The following is an 18,974-nucleotide window of genomic DNA, read 5'->3' on the forward strand; positions in this document are numbered from 1 at the left end:
CAAGATGTTGCAAAAAAAGATCTGTATGTTGGGCGGGTTCTCTGTCGGAAAGACCAGCCTGGTTCGCAGGTTTGTGCAAAGCATCTTTTCAGAAACCTACTTGACCACGGTAGGAGTGAAAATCGACAAGAAGAGTGTCGCACTCCCGGACAAAACAGTGGATCTGATTTTGTGGGATTTGGCCGGCGAAGACGATATCGGCTCATTCCGCGTCAGCCATGTGCGAGGTGCGACAGGGCTCGTGCTTGTCGTCGACGGAACCCGCGCCGCTACTCTTGCCGCCGCGCTCACGCTGCGCGAGCGGGTCGAGGCCGAATTCGGTGCTATGCCGTTTGTATTGCTGTTCAACAAATCCGATCTGGCCGATCAGTGGGTAATACCGGATAGTGAGATTAACGGACTGAGGCAACGTGGATGGCAAATCTATCTAACAAGCGCGCTTTCGGGTGAGCACGTCGATGATGCGTTCCTTCAACTTGCTTCGATGGTCACCAAATAGACCATGCGTAGATTGCCACGAGAAGTCGGAGATTGGATTTACAATTTCTTCTATAACGAGCACTCTATCGCATATGTCAAAATTGACGCCCAGCTTTGCATAGCCGCGAAGGGCGGTAACGTTGAACATTACGGGCTCTTATCCGTTCGCATCGGTAGGCCTGTTACCGATCAGCTTCAATTCATGGAAGGCTTGCTGCCTTTCCCGGAACTTCCGTATCATATGGCTATGATCGAACTGCCCAGCGGGCGTGTCGCGGACCTTCATCTTTTTGCCGACGACGACTGCGTGTGGCTGCTCTTTCTTGACGCCACTGCCGAACGCGACAACAAGCAGCGGCTTCAACAGAAGGCTTATGAAATGACGCTCCTGCAGGAGAGGGAGCGTCAACTCAACGAGAAATTACAATCGACGAACGAGGCGTTGAGGAAGAGCCAGGAGGGATTGTCGCGTGAATACCAGCGCGCCGAATCCCTGCTCCTCAACATTCTTCCGGCGTCGATCGCGGAGCGGTTGAAGGCGCACAAAAAAATTGCGGACAACCACGCGGAGGTGAGTGTGCTTTTTGCCGACATCGTCGGTTTCACGGAAAGAGCGCGGAGCGTCGGAGCGGTAACGACGCTCGCTATCTTAAATTACTTCTTCAAGGCGGCGGATCGGCTCTCGGAACGACACGGCTGCGAAAAGATCAAGACAATCGGCGATTGTGTGTTGGTTGTCGCTGGCTTGCCCACCGCGCGATCCGATCATGCACAAGCCCTTGCGCACTATGCACTTGAACTGCGGAGGGCGGTCAAGCGCGAACGCTTCGCGGGAGAACCGATAAGACTGAGAATTGGAATTCACTCAGGACCGATCGTCGCTGGCGTCATAGGCAAAAGGCGGTTCGCCTACGACCTGTGGGGCGAGACGGTTAACCTCGCCTCACGCATTCAAACGTCCGCGGAGCCCGATGAAATCCGTATTTCCGATGCAACTCGCCAACTGCTCGGACCAAAATTTGCTTGCGACCCGCTCGAGGAAACGGAATTGCGTGGTACAGGTCGTGTCCGAATGTGGCGGCTCGGTTAGTAATTGACGGCAGTTGCGTTTCCGACGAACCGCATGATTGTTCATCAACCGTCAATCCGCAATGCCTGCTTTCCGTAGGCCATCTTGCCAGTGCTCCACGTCGTCCTGACGGCGATATGGAGAGCCCCGCTTGTAATCACTTAGAGTGAAACCAGGCTTGCGCTCAAGGCACCTGCCCCAAGCCAATATTGCCTCGTCAATGCGTCCGAGCTGTCCCAAACAGGCAGCCAGATTTGCGAACCCACGATCATAGTTGTCATTGTCCCAACGGCGGAACGAATCCAGCGAAGCCTCGTATTCACCGAGCAGATAGTAACCTCCAGCTTCGACAGAAAACCAAGCCTACAGCATTTCCCTGGGATCTGAGTTAATATTGCGGATGAGGGACCCGATTTCCGCCTTGGGAGGGCTGTGTGGACATTGCCGCTTGGTTGCGAGGCCTCGGCCTCCAGCGATACGAGCAGGCATTTCGCGACAACGCGATCGACGCGGAAGTCCTGCCGGAGCTGACTGATGCCGACCTCGAGAAGCTCGGCATGCTTCTCGGTCATCGCAAAAGATTCCGCAAAGCGGTTGTGGGGTTGGGGCGGTCGTCAAGCCAACCCGACGCGAGCACCGATGACATCGCGGCTCAGAGCCGCACCCGGGACCTAAGCGCGGAGCGTCGACAGCTGACCGTCATGTTCGTGGATCTCGTCGGCTCGACGGCTCTGGCGACGCGTCTGGATCCCGAGGACCTGCGTGAGACCATCGGAGCGTATCACCGCTGCGTCGCCGATACGGTCGCCCACTTCGGCGGCTTTGTCGCCAAGTATATGGGCGACGGAGTCTTGGTGTATTTCGGCTACCCGCAGGCGCACGAGAACGCCGCCGAGCAGGCGGTGCGCGCTGGCCTTGCTCTCGTTGATGCCGTCAGGCGACTCCCAGAGCCCGAGCCATTGCGGGTTCGTATCGGCATCGGCACCGGACAGGTCGTGGTTGGCGATCTGATCACCGCCGGCGAAGGGCAAGAGCGCGGCGTCGTGGGCGAGACGCCGAACCTCGCCGCCCGCCTGCAAGCTCTTGCCGAACCCGACGCGGTCGTGATCGGGCCGCAAACGCGGCAGCTGGTCGGCGATCTTTTCGAATATCGCGATCTTGGCGCCGTCGAGGTGAAAGGCTTTCCGGAGCCGATCCATTCCTATCAGGTGTTTCGTGAGAGCGCTGTCGAAAGCCGGTTCGAGGCGCTGCATGGGACGGCGCCGACGCCGCTGGTCGGGCGTGATGAGGAGGTCGACCTGCTGCAGCGCCACTGGCATCGCGCGAAAAGTGGTGAAGGTCGTGTGGTGCTGCTCTCAGGTGAGCCCGGCATCGGAAAGTCGCGCCTCACCGTCGCCTTGCAGGAGCGGATCCAGAATGAGCCACACACCCGCTTGCGCTATTTCTGTTCGCCGCACCTTCAAGACAGCGCGCTCCACCCGACCATTGCGCAGCTAGAACGCGCCGCCGGGTTGGAGCGCAACGACCCGCCTGAGAGGAAGCTGGATAAGGTTGCGGCCCTGCTTGCCCCGACCTCGCCGGAGGACGTGGCGCTGCTGGCCGAGCTGCTGTCGTTGCCGACCGAAGGTCGCTTCCCGCCTCTCCAACTGACGCCCCAGCGTAAGAAAGAGAAAACCTTTGAGGCGCTGCTTCGGCAGCTCGAAGACCTGACGCGGCAAGGCCCGGTGCTGATGCTTTACGAGGACGTGCACTGGATTGATCCTAGCTCACGCGAGCTGCTCGACCTTCTCATCGAGCGCATGTCGCGGCTGCCGGTGCTTCTGGTCGTCACCTTTCGCCCGGAATTTCAAGCGCCATGGACCGGGCAGGCACATGTCAGACTGCTTGCCCTCAGCCGGTTGGACCGTCGCGACGGCGCCGCGCTGGTCCAACGGGTCGTCGGCAACGGAGAGCTGCCGAGCGATGTTGTCGCCGAGATCATTGAACGCACGGATGGGGTGCCACTGTTCGTCGAGGAGCTAACCAAGGCGGTGTTGGAGAGCGGCAACGCCAGGACAGTGCTCTCAAGAGCTGCTGCGACGGCGTTGAACGTCCCCGCCACACTGCATGCCTCATTGATGGCGCGGCTCGATCGCCTCGGCTCAACCGTTAAGGAGGTCGCACAGGTCGGCGCGGTTCTCGGTCGGGAGTTCTCCTACGAATTGCTGGCAGCGGTCGCACAGCGGAACGCGGTTGAGCTCGATGGCGCTCTCGATCAGCTCGTCGGTGCCGGTCTGGTGTTCTGCCGCGGGACGCCGCCACTGGCCACTTACCTCTTCAAGCATGCGCTCGTTCAGGACGCAGCGTATGGCACGCTGCTGCGCGGTAAGCGTCAGGAGCTACATAAGCGTGTCGCAGACGTGTTGGAGGAAAAGTGGACCGAAATCACTGAAGCGCAACCCGAGCTCCTCGCGCACCACCTTCAAGAAGCTGGGGATTGGGCGGGCGCGCTCGATCACTGGGAAAAGGCGGGAAGGGCCGCCGTGGCCAGAGCTGCCACCCGGGAAGCCGTGTCGCACTTTGCCAGCGCTATTGATTGCAGCACGAGACTTGGCGATATGTCCAGCGGCGCCGAACGGATGACACATCTCCACCTTGCGATGGCCAATGCCTTGATGCAGGCTGAAGGGTATCGTTCTGCGCGCCTTGGGAAGACGCTTGAGGATGCACGACTTGCCGCCGCGAACACCGCATCGGTCCAATTGCAATGTGACGTTGCGCTTTCACTCGCTCCATTTTTTTATGCCACCGGGCGCAATCACGATTACCTGACCCTGGCCGAAGAGCAGCTCGCAAACGGTGCCGATCTCCTTCCAACGGCCTATCTGAGTGGTCTTTGGGCAACAAAGGGGATCGCTCATTCCAACCGGGGAGAAGAGCCGCTGGCAGTAGAGGCCTTGCGCAAGGCCCTAGATCTGATTGATCGGGTTGACCCAAGTCGTCGCATTTCGTTCGCCGGTGCAGATCAACGTGTATCTGCCCAGGCATATTTTAGCGAATCGCTGATCATATTGGGTTTCTTTGATGCTGCAGTTGAAGAGAAAGAGCGCCTGATGCAAAATTTTGACCAGCTCGATAAGCCCTTCGACCTCGCGTGGCATCTTCTCGTGCAGTGCCAATTGTGCGCGCTACTCGGCCAATACGAGGAATTACTCGATAACGCTACGAAGATCGTCGAGATTTGCGAACGGCATGGCTACACGGCGCGTCGAAGCAGTGGCCTCAGGTGGCGTGGCCATGCCCGCTCGCATCTAGGTGACATGGATGCCGGCATCGATGACGTCCGGGAGAGTGTGGTTCTTTGGCGTGGGCAGGGCGTCGTATTTCATACCCCTGAGAAAGCATGCGAACTTTGTGATCTTCTCCTGCGGGCCGGTCGCATCGAAGACGCATCGCAAATGCTTGATGATGTCGATACCCTCGTTTTCGATACGGACGAGGCGAGCTATCTGGCAGAATGTATTCGCCTTCGTGGCCAAATCGCCGCGGGCAGAGGTGAGCTGACGGGCGCCGCGCACCTATTCGAAACAGCAATTGCCACTGCCCGTCGGCAGCAAGCAAAACTCTTCGAGCTTCGCGCCTCAACGCAACTGGCACCACTTCTGGCACGTCAAGGTCGTGTCCATGAGGCAGCGACGCGTCTGCAAGCGGCGGTCCACACATTTAACACCAGGTACCCAATCGTCGACCTCATCGCAGCACAAAGGGCGCTGGACGTCCTTTGCCATTGAGGTCGCACAATCTGCGGCGGTTCCGACAACGCTTGCTGGAAAAGGAGGCCGGCATGGATGGGCAAGCCGCCGAAGCTGAAAGGTTCTTGGAGGACGAAACGCTGGCCGCCGCCATCATGGACATCAGGTTGTTTCGCAGCCGCGAAAAACATTGACGGCCCGCAACGTCATAGCCCACCAGGTTTAAGATCCGTATGTTGTGATCCATGAGATCTGATTCCCTTGCGGTCCCGCCAGTCCAGAATGAGGCGGACTACCTTGACTTCATGGGTCCAATGACTGAGTACCCGCGCCTTGCCTACGGCACGAAAGCCGTTCGCAGGGCAGGCGACCGACTGGCAGAACCTATTCAGTTCGGACAAGACATCACTGTCGGCCAGTACGTGGACACACTCGAAATCTTCTCAATCGCCAATAGCTGGCGCGACTCGCACTTTCTGCCGATGCGGAGCGTTCGGTTCTCTGTCGGTCACCACATGAGAGCCCTGCGACTGAAGGGCGACATGGCATCCCGCCCGAAGCGTATCGCATCCATTCGTCGGAAGCTTCGCGAGTCCACCACCAATTTGGACACCATGAACGACATCGGCGGTTGCCGAGCGATCATGGCCGACATCAAAGGTGTTCGCTCGCTTCTCGCATCGATGCGAGACAAGTTCCCCCATGATATCCACTCTCGGGAATTCAACTATATCGATGAACCGAAGCCGGACGGCTATCGAAGTCACCACATTGTTTTCAAGTACCGACCCAGAGATGCCGACACTGAGGCTTTCGAAGGACGACGCATCGAATTGCAAGTTCGGACCAGACTTCAGCACTCATGGGCGACTGCAGTTGAGGCTGTCGGGCTGTTCCGGGGCCAGGATCTGAAGCACGGAAAGGGCGATCAGGACTGGCTACGCCTTTTCGAGCTTATGTCGGCGGAATTCGCGCACGTTGAGCAGTGCCCCGTTCATATCGATGTTCCGGATCACAATGACCGGGTGCAGGAATTGCGGGATATCAACAAGCGTATAGGTGCGACCAGCATACTAGAAGGCATCAAGAATCTTACCCATTATTCAGAAAACTTTGAACAGCCAACAGAAAAATCTCGATACTATCTGCTCCAATATGGCAAAGATCATAACGTGACCATCCAACCATTCTGGACGCTTATGTTAGGCGCACGGACACTGGAAGAGATAGAGCTGAAAATCGAGCTAAGGAGCAATGGCGCAAAGGCTGTCTTGGTCGAGGTAGATAAGGTCGACAAGCTTGGTGAAATGTATCCGAATTACTTCGGAGACGTTTCCTTATTTGTTCGCAATCTGAAATCCATCTGCACGGGAATGCGGCTGTCGAATACAGTCTAGTCTATCGAGCTGTTGAGAACTCGTTGGCCTCGAAAACATGGTGATGCACGCGGCCGGTGAACATCTTGAGCAGCTCTCCGGTCACGTCGCGGCTCTGAAAGCGAACGTCGGACTGCAGCGCCCGGCTGCAAGTGTCCATGTCGGGATAGCGAATGGCAAGCGCCATGGCATAGACGGGAGCGCCGTCGTCCCGCGCGGTGCCGTCCAGGACGCGCACCTCTTCCGCCCCAGGAAATTGCGTCCACAGCGGCACCAGCCTTTCCCTGACGAAGCGCCGGAATTCGCTCTCGCGTCCGGGGTGGATTTCGCCTTCGAACAGGGCGTACCGAATGATCATGGCGAGGCTTTCCTGATTTTCTGCGCTTGGGATGGCCGCCGGCCGGCAAGGGCAGGCGCGGTGCAATTCGTGGATTTGTGGTACGAATGCGATGCGGGCGCATCGCGTGTTACGCCCGCATCGCCTGGCTCCTATTTACCCCAGATCTTCTTGTATGCGTCGCGGTAGCCATTGCCGGGGTCGAACGCATTGGTCGGGCCGCCGTCGAACTCGACATTGTCGGCCGTCACGACATGCAGCGGCGACAGATAGCCCGACCATTTTTCGCCAGCGATGGCGCGGTTCAATTCGTCGACCAACTGCCAGCCCTGCAAGTTGAGTGGTTCGGCGACCGTCACCTTCTGGAACTGGCTGGCGCGAATGCGCTGATAGGCCGATTCCGAACCATCGCCGGCGGCGACATTGATCGGCGCGTCGGTGCCGGCTTTGCCGGCGGCGGCTAGCGAGGGTCCCATGAAGTCGAAATAAAGGTCGTTGATCGCCAGTGAATGCGTCCAGGCATCGCCGTATTTCTGCAGCAGCGAAGTGGTCAGCTGCGGCATGCGCTGAGAGGTCTCGGCGATCGGCGTATCGACATATTCGAGCACCTTGCCGCCTAGCCGCTCGATCTCCGCCTTCATCTTGTCGGCTTTGGCGATGGCGATGGCGTAGGTCGAATCGGTGAATATAACCACGCCGGGCTTGCCCTTGGCATCGGCGTAGGCCCAGTCGGCCGCGGCCGTGGAGACTTGCATGGCATCCGTCGACACGTTGGCGAACACGCCGCTTTTCTCGTCGGGCCCGATCACCGGTCCGGCATGCCAGGAGACCAACGGGATACCTGCGGCCTTGGCCTGTTCCAGCGCCGGCGCCTGCTCGACCGCGTCAAAACCGTTGATGACGATGCCATTCGGCTTCAACGCCATGGCCTGGCCGAAGGCAGCGGTGCGGCCGCCGATCGAGCCGGCGCCGTCAATCACCTTGACCTCCCAGCCGATCGCCTTGGCCGCTTCCTCGACGCCGTTGGTGACGCCCAGGATGCCGCCGTTCTTGAGATCGCCGGCGAGCACGACGATCGTCTTGCCTTGCTGCGCCTTCGGACCGGTGGTCGGGCCATCCCAGGCAGTGACCTTCTGCGCATATTTCTGGACGACCGCCATGGCGTCGGCCATCGCGTCCGCCCGAGCCTGGCCGGCGAAAAGGACAGGAGCAGCGATTGTCATGGCCATCAAGGCGACGGATGATTTCAGGAATGTTCTGCGTTGCATGTTGGTACCTCCCTTGGTTTCAAGAATTGCATGGTCTTTCAAAACTCGGCTTTCGATTGGAGTTGGCGACATGTCACCGGCTAATGTCGCCCGCCACCGAACCAACGCCGGCCGGATGTGCGTTGACGTAGATGGCGTAGAGGGATGTCTGCGCGGTGATGTAGAGGCGGTTGCGCTTGGGACCGCCGAAACAGACATTGGAAACGAGCTCGGGAACCAGGATACGGCCGATCAGGGTTCCGTCCGGCGCATGGACGCGCACCGAGTCGGCGCTGGAGGCCCAGATGTTGCCGTCGCGATCGACGCGAAAACCATCGAAGAGGCCTGCTCCGCATTCGGCGAAGGTGTCGCCTGCACGCGCCGACCGGCCATCGACGGCAAGGTCATAGGCCTTGATTGCGCGCGGCAGGCCGGGCACGTGGCTGGCGCCGCTGTCCGAGACGTAGAGGATCGTCTCGTCGGGCGAGAAAGCCAGGCCGTTCGGCTGCACCATATCGGTGATAACGGCGCTCACCTCACCTGAAAGCTCGTCGAACCGGTAGACATGGGATCCGCCGATCTCCGCCCTGGCGATCTTGCCCTCGTAGTGGCTTTCGATGCCGTAGACCGGATCTGTGAACCAGATCGTCCCATCGGATTTGACCACCACGTCATTGGGCGAATTGAACCGCTTGCCTGCAACGGTTTCGACTAGCGTCCGCCAACGCCCGTCATGCTCGAGCCGGGAGACACGGCGCCCGCCATGCTCGCAAGCAACGACGCGGCCTTCGCGGTCAAGTGTATGGCCGTTCTGGTAGTTGCAAGGGGTTTCGAAGACACTGACCGAGCCGTCGCTTTCGTCGTAGCGCAATAGCCGATCGTTGGGGATGTCCGACCACAGCAAATGCCTTGCCGCGGGAACATAGACCGGCCCCTCGGCCCAGCGGCTGCCGGTCCACAGCCGTTCGAGCTTGGCATGCCCGATCGTCAGTTTTCGGAAGCGATCGTCCAGAATCTCGTAGTCGCTCATGCCATTATTCCCGGATGGGTTCGGCTGGTCACTTCGAGGCCTGCACTACGGTCTTGGTCCTGGCCCTGTGAGCGGCGCCGCGCTTGCGCTGGGCGTAGCCGGCAATGCCGATGGCAACGAGCAGCGTCACGCCGTTGAACAGCGGCTCGACGAAGAACGAGCCGCCGAACTGCTGGATGCCGGAAATGCCGACCGCCAGGATGATTACGCCGGTCATCGTGCCCCAGACGTTGACACGTCCAGGCTTGATCGTGGTCGAGCCGAGAAAAGCGCCGACGAGAGCCGGCAGCAGATACTCCAGCCCGACGCTGGCTTGGCCGATGCGCAGCTTGGAGGCAAGCAGCACGCCGGTCAGCGCCGTCAGGAAGCCAGAGGAGATGAACGCCCCGATGACGAAGCGGCGTACTGGAATGCCGTTCAGCGCCGCGGCCTTCGGATTGGCGCCAATGGCATACACGTAGCGGCCGATCGGCAGATATTCGAGGATGATCCACAGTGCGACGGCGATGCCAAGCACGTAGAGGCCGGTGATCGGCAGCCCGAACACCATCGTGCCATTGAGCGCGTAGAAGCCGTTGGGCAACACGCCGACGACCTGCCGGCCGCCAGTATGCCAAAGCGCCAAGGAATAGAGCACGGTGCCGGTGCCGAGCGTGGCGATGAAAGAGTCGATGCGGGCGACTTCGACCAGCAGGCCGTTGAGGAAGCCGGTCGCGGCGCCGAGAAGCAGCACGATCATCACTGCCAGCGGCCACGGAAAGCCGAACATGGTCTGCAGACTGATGGCCAGGATGTGCCACAGCACAATTCCGTAGCCGACGGTGAGGTCAATTCGGCCCGATGCCATCGGGATCATCGCCGCCAACGACAACAGCGCGATGATCGCCTTGTCGGAAATGATCGAGCGCAGGTTAAGCAGCGTCGGGAACGTGTTCGGCAGCAGGATCGAAAACAACAGGATCAGCAACACCGTCAGCATAACCAGCCCGTAGACCGGCAGCAGCCGGATGACCTTCTGCCCCATGGACATATCAGCCATCTCGCCGCGGGTCGGTTCGAGGGCGCTGGATTCGATCGATTGCATGAGTTCGCTCCCAGAAAGATCAGGCGGCTTCGGAAGCCGATGCCGCGGTAATCACGGCGGATGTGGTGAGGTCTTTGCCAGTGAGTTCGCGAACGATCTGCCCACGCGAAAACACCAAGGCGCGATGGCAGATGTGGGCAATCTCCTCGAAATCGGTCGACACCACGACGACGGCGAGGCCCGCTTCAAGCGCGCGCCCGATCAGCCGGTAGATCTCGGCCTTGGCGCCGACATCGACGCCGGCGGTCGGGTCTTCGGCGATCAGCAGTTTTCGGTCGGTGTGCAGCCAACGGCCGACGATCACCTTCTGCTGGTTGCCGCCTGACAGTGCCTCGATCGGCAGATTCGGGTCGTTGGGGCGCAGCCCGACCGACCCGCCAATCGCCTGCGCCAGCGCAGCCTCTTTATGAGGCGCGAGGAAGGAAAACAGGCCGCGCTTGCCGGCGCCGGGATTGAGGAAACTGTTCTCGCGGATCGACAAGGATCCCGCGATTGATTCTTCGGTCCTATCGCGCGCGATCAAGCCGATGCCGGACGACATCGCCGCGATCGGGCTGGACAGGTCCGGCACAGCCCCGCGGATCGTCACCGTGCCGGAAAAGGCTTGGCAGCCAAACAGCGCCCGGCCAACCAGTTCCTGCCCGGCGCCGCGCAGGCCGACCAGGCCGAGCAACTCACCCTTGCGTACGTCGAAAGACACCGGGCCGGCGCCGGCGCAGACTAGGTCGCGCACGGCGCAGATCGTCTCGCCGGCCTGCGTTTGAGCCTTGCTGAAAACCTGGCTGACCGGACGGCCGACGATCAGCTCGACCAGTTCGTCCGGTTTTGTGTCGGCGACCTTCTTCTCGCCCACCAGCCTGCCGTCGCGCAGCACGGCGACGCGATCGGCGATGCGGAAAATTTCATCCAGGCGATGCGAGACATAGATCATGCCGACGCCGCGCTGCTTGAGCGGACGGATGGCGTCGAACAGCCGCTCGACCTCGTCGGCGGGAAGGCTGGCGGTCGGCTCGTCGAGCACCAGCACATCGGCCTCGGTAGCCAAGGCGCGAGCGATGGCGACCAGCGATTTTTCGGTGCGCGTCAGATCCTGGACCCGCGTCGTCGGGTCGAAATCGCAGCCGACGAGCTTCAGCGCCTCATGTGCCCTCGCCTCGGTCGATCGCCAGTCGATCAGGCCAGAGCGAAGCGAAAAGCCTTGGGCGAGGCCGACATTTTCTCCAACCGTCATCCATTCGATAAGACCGAGATCCTGGTGAATGAAGGCGACGGACTGGCGCTGGTTCGGCCGCGGCGGGCGATGGTGGTAGGGCTCGCCGCGAAACAGGATTTGGCCGCCATCCGGCCGGTAGATGCCGGCGAGCGTCTTGATCAGCGTCGACTTGCCGGCGCCATTCTCGCCGAGCAGCGCCAGGATCTCGCCCTTGTGCAGATCGAGCGACACGTCGGAGAGCGCGCGGGTGCCGCCGAACTCCTTGGTGATCGACTTGAACTCGATCAGTTTTTCCTCAGTCAAAAGCGTTCCTCCCGAGATCGCCAAAGGATGTTATCGATAACATTTCTGAGCGTCAAGCGACAAATCAGGGCTGACCGCTTAGCTGGTCTTGCCGTCGAGCAGGCGCATCATCTCAGCCGAATCCCTTGGCCCCAGTCCAGCCGCGCAGAGCAGGCGGTGGATCTCGACCACCTGCCCGGTCATCGGCATCGGCGTCTTGGTTTTCAGCGCGAAGGCCTGCAGCGAATCCAGATCCTTCAGCATATTATCGATGCGGCCGGTCGGCGAAAAATCGCGGGCAGCGAATTTTGCCATGAACTCCTGCATGATGCTGGAATCGGCCCGCCCGCCCTTGAGTGCCGCAGGAATTGCCTTCGGGTCTACGCCGCCGGCTTCGGCAAGCTTCACGGCTTCGGCGACAGCCTGGAACAGTACTGCGCAGAACAGCTGGTTGATCAGCTTGGTCGTCTGCCCTGCCCCACTTGGGCCCATGAGAGTGTAGTTGGTGCAGAGATGCCGCATCACCGTGCGCGCCTGTTCGAAGTCTTCAGTCTCGCCACCCGCCATGACGGTCAGCCTGCCGGCCAGCGCGCCGGGGACGCCGCCCGAAAGCGGGCAGTCGAGCCATTTCATGCCGGTCTCGGCAGACAGCTTCCCGGCCATCTGCGCGGTGTCGACAGGATCGATCGAAGACATGTCGATCAGCAGCTTGTCGGGCGATGCCGCAGCCGCGACACCGGCATCGCCGAACACCACCGAACGCACGACATCGGCATGGTTGAGACTGAGAATGACGAAGTCGTTCGCTCGCGTTGCCTCGGCGACCGACGCGGCGGCAGCAGCACCCTTTGCAGTCAGCGATGCAACCTTGACCTTGTCCAGATCGAACACCGTCACGGCTAGCCCAGTCTCGATCAGGCGGGTGGCGATCGCTGACCCCATGATGCCGGCGCCGACAACGGCGACTTTTGTTGGTTGCGTCATTTCAACGTGCCTCTTTCCTTCATCCTGGCAGGGTCGACCCCAAGTGCACCCAGGCCCTGCAACACTCTATCGGCAATCGTGTCGACGGGCGCGTCGATGTCCACTGTGACCACCAGCGGTTCGTCGCCTGGATGCTCCAGTGTGGCGAACTGGCTGTCGAGCAGCGCCGGTGGAAAGAAGTGGCCGCGGCGCTCGGCGAGCCTGGCTTGCAGCAGCGAGCGCGACCCCTCCAGGAATACGAAAAACAGCGACTCGCCCGCCGCATCGCGAAGCCTGTCGCGATAGGATTTCTTCAACGCGGAACAGCTGACGACTAGCCCGCGACCCTCCTCACGAGCCTGGCGCAAGGCTGCGCCGACCAGATCCAGCCAAGGCCAGCGATCGCCGTCTGCAAGCGGTATGCCCGCCGACATCTTTTCGACATTGCTGCGCGGATGCAGCGTATCGCCTTCAACGAAGGCAAGGCCAAGCCGTGCGGCGATCTCGACGCCAACTTTGGTCTTGCCGCAGCCGCTGACACCCATCACGACGATGAGCGCGGGTTCAAAGGCAGGTCGTGATGCCACCGTCGACATAGAGCGTGTGTCCATTGACAAAGGATGAGGCCGGTCCAGCCAGAAACACCGCCGCGCCGACAAGTTCGCCGACGTCGCCCCAGCGACCAGCCGGTGTGCGGTTGGTCAGCCACGCCGAAAATTCGGGATTGTCGACAAGCGCCTGGTTGAGCGGCGTCTTGAAGTAACCCGGCGCGATGGAATTGATCTGCAAGCCATGCTTCGCCCAATCGGCACACATGCCGCGCGTCAGGTTGCGCACAGCGCCTTTCGTGGCCGTATAGGGCGCGATGTTGGTCCGTGCCAGTTCGCTCTGCACCGAGGCGATGTTGATGATCTTGCCGCGCCGCCGCGGGATCATGTGCCGCGCCACTGCTTGTCCCACGAAGAACACGCTGGAGATGTTGGTGCGCAAGAGTTCCTCCCATTTGTCGGCGGGGAAATCCTCGAGCGGCATTCGGAACTGCATGCCGGCATTGTTGATAAGGATATCGATGGCGCCGATCGTCGCCTCGATCTCCGCGACGCCGTTCGCCACCGCTGCATGATCGGTGACGTCGAAGACGGCGCTATGGACCTTGTGTCCCTTCGCTGTCAGTGCATCCGCAGCCGTTTTTATTTTTTCGGCGCTGCGCCCGTTGAGCACGATTTCGGCGCCGTGCTGCGCCAACCCCTCGGCCAGCGCCAGGCCGATCCCTTGCCCCGAGCCGGTGACCAGCGCCTTCATGCCGGTCAAATCGAACAACGAACTGCACAAACGCTCCTCCTGAGCAGTGTTTCCTGAAGCGGCCGCGATTTCCAACCTACCTGCCGCCAGTCCCTATTGACATGAATGTTATCGATAACATAGTCAATTGAAAAAATGCACAGGAGATGACGCCGTGACCGACATTTTGATGACAGGTCCCTATCCGGATTGGGACATGGGAGATCTTGAAGCGAAATATCGCGTCCACAAGCTTTGGCAGTCCGAGGACAAGGACGCGCTGCTCTCAAGCCACGCCGGCGCGATCCGCGCCATAGCTACGCGTGGCGAGCTTGGCGCAAGTGCTGCGCTGATGGCGAAGCTGCCGCAGCTTGAAATCGTTTCCTGCTACGGCGTGGGCACCGACGCCATCGACCTTGCCTATGCCCGGGCGAACGGCATTCGTGTCACCAATACACCTGATGTTCTAACCGAGGACGTAGCCGATATCGGCATCGGGCTGCTGCTCGCCGTGGCGCGAAAAATCCCGCAGGCCGACGCCTACGTACGCGATGGAAGCTGGCGCAAGGGCAATATGGGGCTGGTCACGCGTGTCTGTGGAAAAAGGCTGGGCATTGTCGGCATGGGCCGCGTCGGTGCGGCGGTGGCGAAGCGCGCCGCTGCATTCGACTGCACGATTTCTTATTTCGACAACCGCAAGCGCGACGATCTTCCCTATACGTTCGTCGGCGATCTGCTCGAACTGGCGAGCGATAGCGAATTTCTGATCGTAACGCTCGCCGGCGGCGAAAGCACGAAACACATGATTAATGCGTCGATCCTGGCAGCGCTCGGAGCAGACGGTATCGTCATAAACATTTCGCGCGGCAGCACAATCGACGAGACCGCGTTGCTCGCGGCCCTGGAATCCAGGGCCATAAAGGGTGCCGGGCTCGACGTGTTCTGGAACGAGCCAACCATCGACGAGCGCTTCCTGAAGCTTGCCAACGTCGTGCTGCAACCGCACCACGCCAGTGGCACGGTGGAGACCCGCAAGGCCATGGGTCAGCTCGTTCGCGATAATCTCGCGGCCCATTTCGGCGGACAGACCTTGCTGACACCGGTCGTCTGAGAAAGGATCACATCATGAAGTCGATCGTCATCCACGCCGCAAAAGACCTGCGGATCGAGGAGACCGATCCGGGCTCCCCTGGCGCCGGCCAGGTCGAGATTGCGATCGAAGCTGGCGGCATCTGCGGCTCGGACCTGCATTACTACAATCACGGCGGTTTTGGCGCGATCCGCCTGCGCGAACCGATGATCCTCGGCCACGAGGTCGCCGGCACGGTGAGGGCCATCGGCGGTGGCGTTTCCGCGCTGGCCATCGGCGACCGCGTCGCGATCTCGCCTAGCCGACCCTGCAATGCCTGTCGCTACTGCCTGCAAGGCATGCAGAACCAATGCCTCGACATGCGCTTCTATGGCAGCGCCATGCCGATGCCGCACATCCAGGGCGCCTTCCGCCAGCGCCTGGTCGCCGAGGCGTGGCAGTGCCACAGAATAGCCGACCACATCTCCATCAACGAAGCCGCGTTTGCGGAGCCCTTCGCGGTTACCCTGCATGCCATGAACCGCGCCGGCTCGATGCTCGGCAAGCGGGTTCTGGTCACCGGCTGCGGGCCGATCGGCGCGCTTTGCATCCTCGCCGCACGAGCCCACGGTGCGCGCGAAATCGTCGCCACTGATGTCATGGAGGGCGTGCTGGCGAAGGCCCTGGAGATCGGCGCCGATCGCACCATCAACGTCGCGACAAACAGCGAAAAGCTCGCCGCCTACAATGTCGACAAGGGTAGTTTCGACATGATGTTCGAGGCCTCCGGCAATGAACGCGCGGTGCGTGCTGGGCTTGATGTCCTGAAGCCGCGCGGCGTGCTCGTGCAGCTCGGGCTCGGCGGCGATCTGTCGATCCCGCAGAACCTCATCGTCGCGAAAGAGATCGAGATGCGGGGCACTTTCCGTTTCCACGAGGAGTTTGCGCTCGCCGTCGACCTGATCAATCGCCGCCGGGTGGACGTCAAACCGCTACTGACGGGCATCTATCCTCTCGACGAGGCGGTCGCGGCTTTCGACATCGCCGGTGACCGAAACAAATCCATGAAGGTTCAGATCGCGTTCTGAAGATCCTTCGGTTGCGCTGGAGGCACATCGCCTTAAATCACGTCGGCGCCAACCGCCGCCAGCGCAGCGTGTGCCACATCGAAATCCTGCTCGCCGGTTCCCGAACCGACGCCGATGCCGCCCGCAAGGCGTCCGCCGAAGCGGATCGGCAAGCCCCCAGGCAAATTGGTCACGCCGCCCTGCGAAGCGATACCGGCTGAGAGCGCCGCTTCGAACGCCATGCCGCCAGTAGCGGCGTTTATTGACGCTGCGGTGCGCGCCTTCGCCTGCGCCGTACGCATGCTGAGGAACCGCGCGCCATCCATGCGCAGGCTGGCGAGGACTTCGCCGCTCGCATCGACAACCACGAGACATTGCGGCACGCCCATCGTGACGGCGCGCGCTGCTCCGGCTGCAACGGCTTTCAAAGCACCGTCATGCGTGAGGGTGATGGTCTCGCGAAACATCGCTATTGGGCTGCCCTTCGCTGCGTTTGAATCCATGCAGGAACTCAGGTGCTTTCGCGCTCGACGACGCGATAGCCGGTGAGCACGATTTCTTGGCCGTGTCGTTTCTCGTCGCCTCGGATCACCTGGATCAATCTGCGCGCAGCCTGTTGCCCGATCCCGTAGCAGTCGACATTCACGGTGGTGATGCCGGGATGGCAAAAGGCGGCTACCTCGTAGTCGCCGAAGCCGGCAATGGCGATGTCTTGCGGGATCCGCATGCCCCGGCGCTTGCATTCCATCAGTGCGCCGAAGGCCGAAAGGTCCGAAACGCAGAGTACGGCTTGCGTGTCCGGCCAACGCTCCAGCATGCTGACGACGGCCTGGCCGCCCTGCTCGATGGATATCGGCGGCACGCCAAAGGAAACGAGGCGCCCGGTCGGCAGGCCGAGCTCCTCAATGGCTCTGACAAAGCCTTCGCGCCGCTGGCTGCCGCGCGTGTCGCGCGAGGTCGTGCCACCGATGTAACCGAATTTTCGGTAACCCTTCCTGGCGAGCGTCTTGACGAGAAGCCCCATCGCCTCCTCGTTGGAGAAACCAACCACTTGATCGATCGGCTTTACCGGCAACTCCCAGGTTTCGACTACTGGAATGCCGGCGCTTTTCAAAAGGCGGCGGGCGCGATCCGTGTGAGCGCCGCCGGTCAGGATGATGCCTTCCGGCCGTCGGCGGAGCATCGCTTCGATCAGCTTTTCCTCCTTCTCGACCGTATAGTCGGTGTAGCCGAGCAGAAGCTGGAGCCCCGTGCTCTCCAGTTCATCCGTAATGCCGCGCGCCGTGTCGGCGAAGTTGGAGTTGTTGAGTGACGGAACCATCGCGGCAACAAATCCAGTCTTGCGCGAGGAAAGGCTACCGGCCGACTGGTCAAGCACATAGCCGAGGTCGTTGACCGCGACCATGATCTTTTCCCGCGTCGCCTTGGAAACGCGACCGCCTTCCTTCAGGGCCCGCGAAACCGTCATGGTCGAAACACCCGCCCGCAGCGCCACGTCGACCATCGTCGGAGCGTAGCTCTCGCTCGGTTTCGATGAGGCTGCCTTGGCCATCAGCGCTCTCTACCGGCCGGCCGCGCCGGCCTGACAAGCGCCAGACACTCAGTCACGGGGTTTGTCTGGCGTCCGGCCGCGTTCATGCACCACCTCTCAGAATCGGATCGACTTCGATATGTTATCGATATCACCGCGAGCTGGCAACAACCAGGTCGTGTCCGCCTTGGGTTTCGGTCTGTGGAGATTTCCCTCCCAATTCCAGACTGCCTTTCCACTCGCTTTAGGCACAGCTTTGCGCCACAATCTCGGCCAGACCGGCTCGCGGCTTCCTGAAAGCAGACCTACCGGCGATGCCGCTGGAGCTCGCACCCCATGGAAACCTATCGCCCGCACCGCTCGGTGCTCTATATCCCGGCCTCCAACGACAAGGCGCTGGCCAAGATCGCGCAGCTGTCCTGCGACGCCATCATCATCGACCTGGAGGACGCCGTCGCTCCAGCCGACAAGATCGCCGCTCGCGGGAAATTGGCCGCGATTTTCGCCGGCCATGCCGACAGGCGTTGCGAGATGATCGTGCGCATCAATGCGGTGGCCAGCGAGTGGGGCGCCGACGACCTGCTGGCCGCCGCAAGCTGCGAGCCCGACGGCATTCTGCTGCCCAAGGTCGACACGCCGCGCGACCTGCTTGAGGCCGGCGATGTGCTCGATGACAACTTCGCCCCCGACAGCGTGAAACTATGGGCCATGATCGAAACGCCCAAGGCCATGCTCAACATCGGCACCATTGCCGAACTTGGCCGCGATCCCGCCGCTCGGCTGGCTTGTTTCGTTGCCGGAACGAACGATCTGGTGAAGGACACCGGCGTGCTGGCGACGCCGGACCGGCGCTATCTCGTGCCATGGCTGATGCAGATGGTGCTGGCCGCGCGGGCCGGCGGCATCGACATGATCGACGGCGTTTCCAACGATTTTCGCGATCTCGACGCTTTTGCCCGTGAATGCACGGAGTCGGCGGCCATGGGATTCGACGGCAAGAGCATCATCCATCCGGCCCAGATCGAAGCCGCGAACCGCGCCTTCGCGCCGTCCAAGGAAGCGGTGGCGGAGGCGCGCTTGATCAAAGATACCTTCGCCCTTGCCGAGAATGCCGGCAAAAGCGTGATTGCGCTGAACGGCAAGATGGTCGAGCGGCTGCACCTGGCGCAGGCCGAAAAACTGCTGGCAAAGGCGGCCGCCACCGGCGCATGATA

At 61.1% G+C, this 18,974-nt stretch carries 17 protein-coding genes; 7 read left to right on the forward strand and 10 right to left on the reverse strand.

Going from position 1 to position 18,974, the window contains the following annotated elements; genetic code table 11:
• Window positions 1-4 precede the first annotated feature (4 nt).
• The 4 genes from NKJ89_RS22370 to NKJ89_RS22385 all read left to right on the forward strand — a co-directional run bounded on the left by NKJ89_RS22370 (window position 5) and on the right by NKJ89_RS22385 (window position 6,677).
• Entirely contained in the window at window positions 5-499 is a 495-nt protein-coding gene (locus tag NKJ89_RS22370) for a Rab family GTPase (RefSeq protein ID WP_352605663.1), read from the forward strand.
• A 3-nt stretch (window positions 500-502) separates the two neighbouring features.
• A complete protein-coding gene (locus NKJ89_RS22375; protein WP_352605665.1) occupies window positions 503-1,570 on the forward strand; it encodes an adenylate/guanylate cyclase domain-containing protein in 1,068 nt (355 codons plus the stop codon).
• A 413-nt stretch (window positions 1,571-1,983) separates the two neighbouring features.
• Window positions 1,984-5,319 (forward strand): AAA family ATPase, encoded by a 3,336-nt coding sequence (locus NKJ89_RS22380; RefSeq protein ID WP_352605667.1) that lies wholly within the window; start codon window positions 1,984-1,986, stop codon window positions 5,317-5,319.
• 275 nt (window positions 5,320-5,594) lie between these two features.
• Window positions 5,595-6,677 carry a RelA/SpoT domain-containing protein gene (locus NKJ89_RS22385; protein WP_352605670.1) on the forward strand — a complete coding sequence of 361 codons (1,083 nt, stop codon included), beginning with the start codon at window positions 5,595-5,597 and terminating at the stop codon, window positions 6,675-6,677.
• Between the two features lies 1 nt (window position 6,678).
• Here NKJ89_RS22385 and NKJ89_RS22390 read toward each other — a convergent pair whose 3' ends face one another.
• The 8 genes from NKJ89_RS22390 to NKJ89_RS22425 form a co-directional block, all read right to left on the reverse strand.
• Complete coding sequence (locus tag NKJ89_RS22390) at window positions 6,679-7,014, reverse strand: hypothetical protein (RefSeq protein ID WP_352605672.1); 336 nt, start codon at window positions 7,012-7,014, stop codon at window positions 6,679-6,681.
• A 131-nt stretch (window positions 7,015-7,145) separates the two neighbouring features.
• Entirely contained in the window at window positions 7,146-8,261 is a 1,116-nt protein-coding gene (locus NKJ89_RS22395) for an ABC transporter substrate-binding protein (RefSeq protein WP_352605674.1), read from the reverse strand.
• Between the two features lie 73 nt (window positions 8,262-8,334).
• Window positions 8,335-9,270, reverse strand: coding sequence for an SMP-30/gluconolactonase/LRE family protein (locus NKJ89_RS22400; RefSeq protein ID WP_352605676.1), 936 nt, complete (start codon window positions 9,268-9,270; stop codon window positions 8,335-8,337).
• 28 nt (window positions 9,271-9,298) lie between these two features.
• On the reverse strand, window positions 9,299-10,354 hold the full coding sequence (locus NKJ89_RS22405) for an ABC transporter permease (RefSeq protein ID WP_352605678.1): 1,056 nt from the start codon (window positions 10,352-10,354) through the stop codon (window positions 9,299-9,301).
• A gap of 19 nt (window positions 10,355-10,373) precedes the next feature.
• Window positions 10,374-11,870 (reverse strand): sugar ABC transporter ATP-binding protein, encoded by a 1,497-nt coding sequence (locus NKJ89_RS22410; RefSeq protein ID WP_352605680.1) that lies wholly within the window; start codon window positions 11,868-11,870, stop codon window positions 10,374-10,376.
• Window positions 11,871-11,948: 78 nt separating this feature from the next.
• Entirely contained in the window at window positions 11,949-12,833 is an 885-nt protein-coding gene (locus tag NKJ89_RS22415) for an NAD(P)-dependent oxidoreductase (RefSeq protein WP_352605682.1), read from the reverse strand.
• Window positions 12,830-13,408, reverse strand: a complete 579-nt coding sequence (locus tag NKJ89_RS22420; RefSeq protein WP_023763036.1) for a gluconokinase — start codon at window positions 13,406-13,408, stop codon at window positions 12,830-12,832. Before NKJ89_RS22420 ends, NKJ89_RS22415 begins: the two co-directional genes overlap by 4 nt.
• Complete coding sequence (locus NKJ89_RS22425; protein WP_352605718.1) at window positions 13,377-14,114, reverse strand: SDR family oxidoreductase; 738 nt, start codon at window positions 14,112-14,114, stop codon at window positions 13,377-13,379. Before NKJ89_RS22425 ends, NKJ89_RS22420 begins: the two co-directional genes overlap by 32 nt.
• A gap of 169 nt (window positions 14,115-14,283) precedes the next feature.
• Between NKJ89_RS22425 and NKJ89_RS22430 the strand changes: the two genes are divergently transcribed.
• A complete protein-coding gene (locus NKJ89_RS22430) occupies window positions 14,284-15,204 on the forward strand; it encodes a 2-hydroxyacid dehydrogenase (protein WP_352605720.1) in 921 nt (306 codons plus the stop codon).
• 14 nt (window positions 15,205-15,218) lie between these two features.
• Entirely contained in the window at window positions 15,219-16,250 is a 1,032-nt protein-coding gene (locus tag NKJ89_RS22435; protein ID WP_352605684.1) for an L-idonate 5-dehydrogenase, read from the forward strand.
• 32 nt (window positions 16,251-16,282) lie between these two features.
• Here the strand turns inward: NKJ89_RS22435 and NKJ89_RS22440 are convergent, their stop codons facing one another.
• Together NKJ89_RS22440 and NKJ89_RS22445 are read right to left on the reverse strand one after the other, a co-directional pair.
• Window positions 16,283-16,732, reverse strand: coding sequence for a GlcG/HbpS family heme-binding protein (locus NKJ89_RS22440; RefSeq protein WP_502898137.1), 450 nt, complete (start codon window positions 16,730-16,732; stop codon window positions 16,283-16,285).
• Between the two features lie 8 nt (window positions 16,733-16,740).
• On the reverse strand, window positions 16,741-17,781 hold the full coding sequence (locus NKJ89_RS22445; protein WP_023763031.1) for a LacI family DNA-binding transcriptional regulator: 1,041 nt from the start codon (window positions 17,779-17,781) through the stop codon (window positions 16,741-16,743).
• Between the two features lie 315 nt (window positions 17,782-18,096).
• Here NKJ89_RS22445 and NKJ89_RS22450 point away from each other — a divergent pair, with 315 nt between their 5' ends.
• Window positions 18,097-18,972 (forward strand): HpcH/HpaI aldolase/citrate lyase family protein, encoded by an 876-nt coding sequence (locus NKJ89_RS22450; RefSeq protein ID WP_352605686.1) that lies wholly within the window; start codon window positions 18,097-18,099, stop codon window positions 18,970-18,972.
• Window positions 18,973-18,974 lie beyond the last annotated feature (2 nt).

The organism is Mesorhizobium sp. M0047, from assembly GCF_040323315.1.
Taxonomy (GTDB): domain Bacteria; phylum Pseudomonadota; class Alphaproteobacteria; order Rhizobiales; family Rhizobiaceae; genus Mesorhizobium.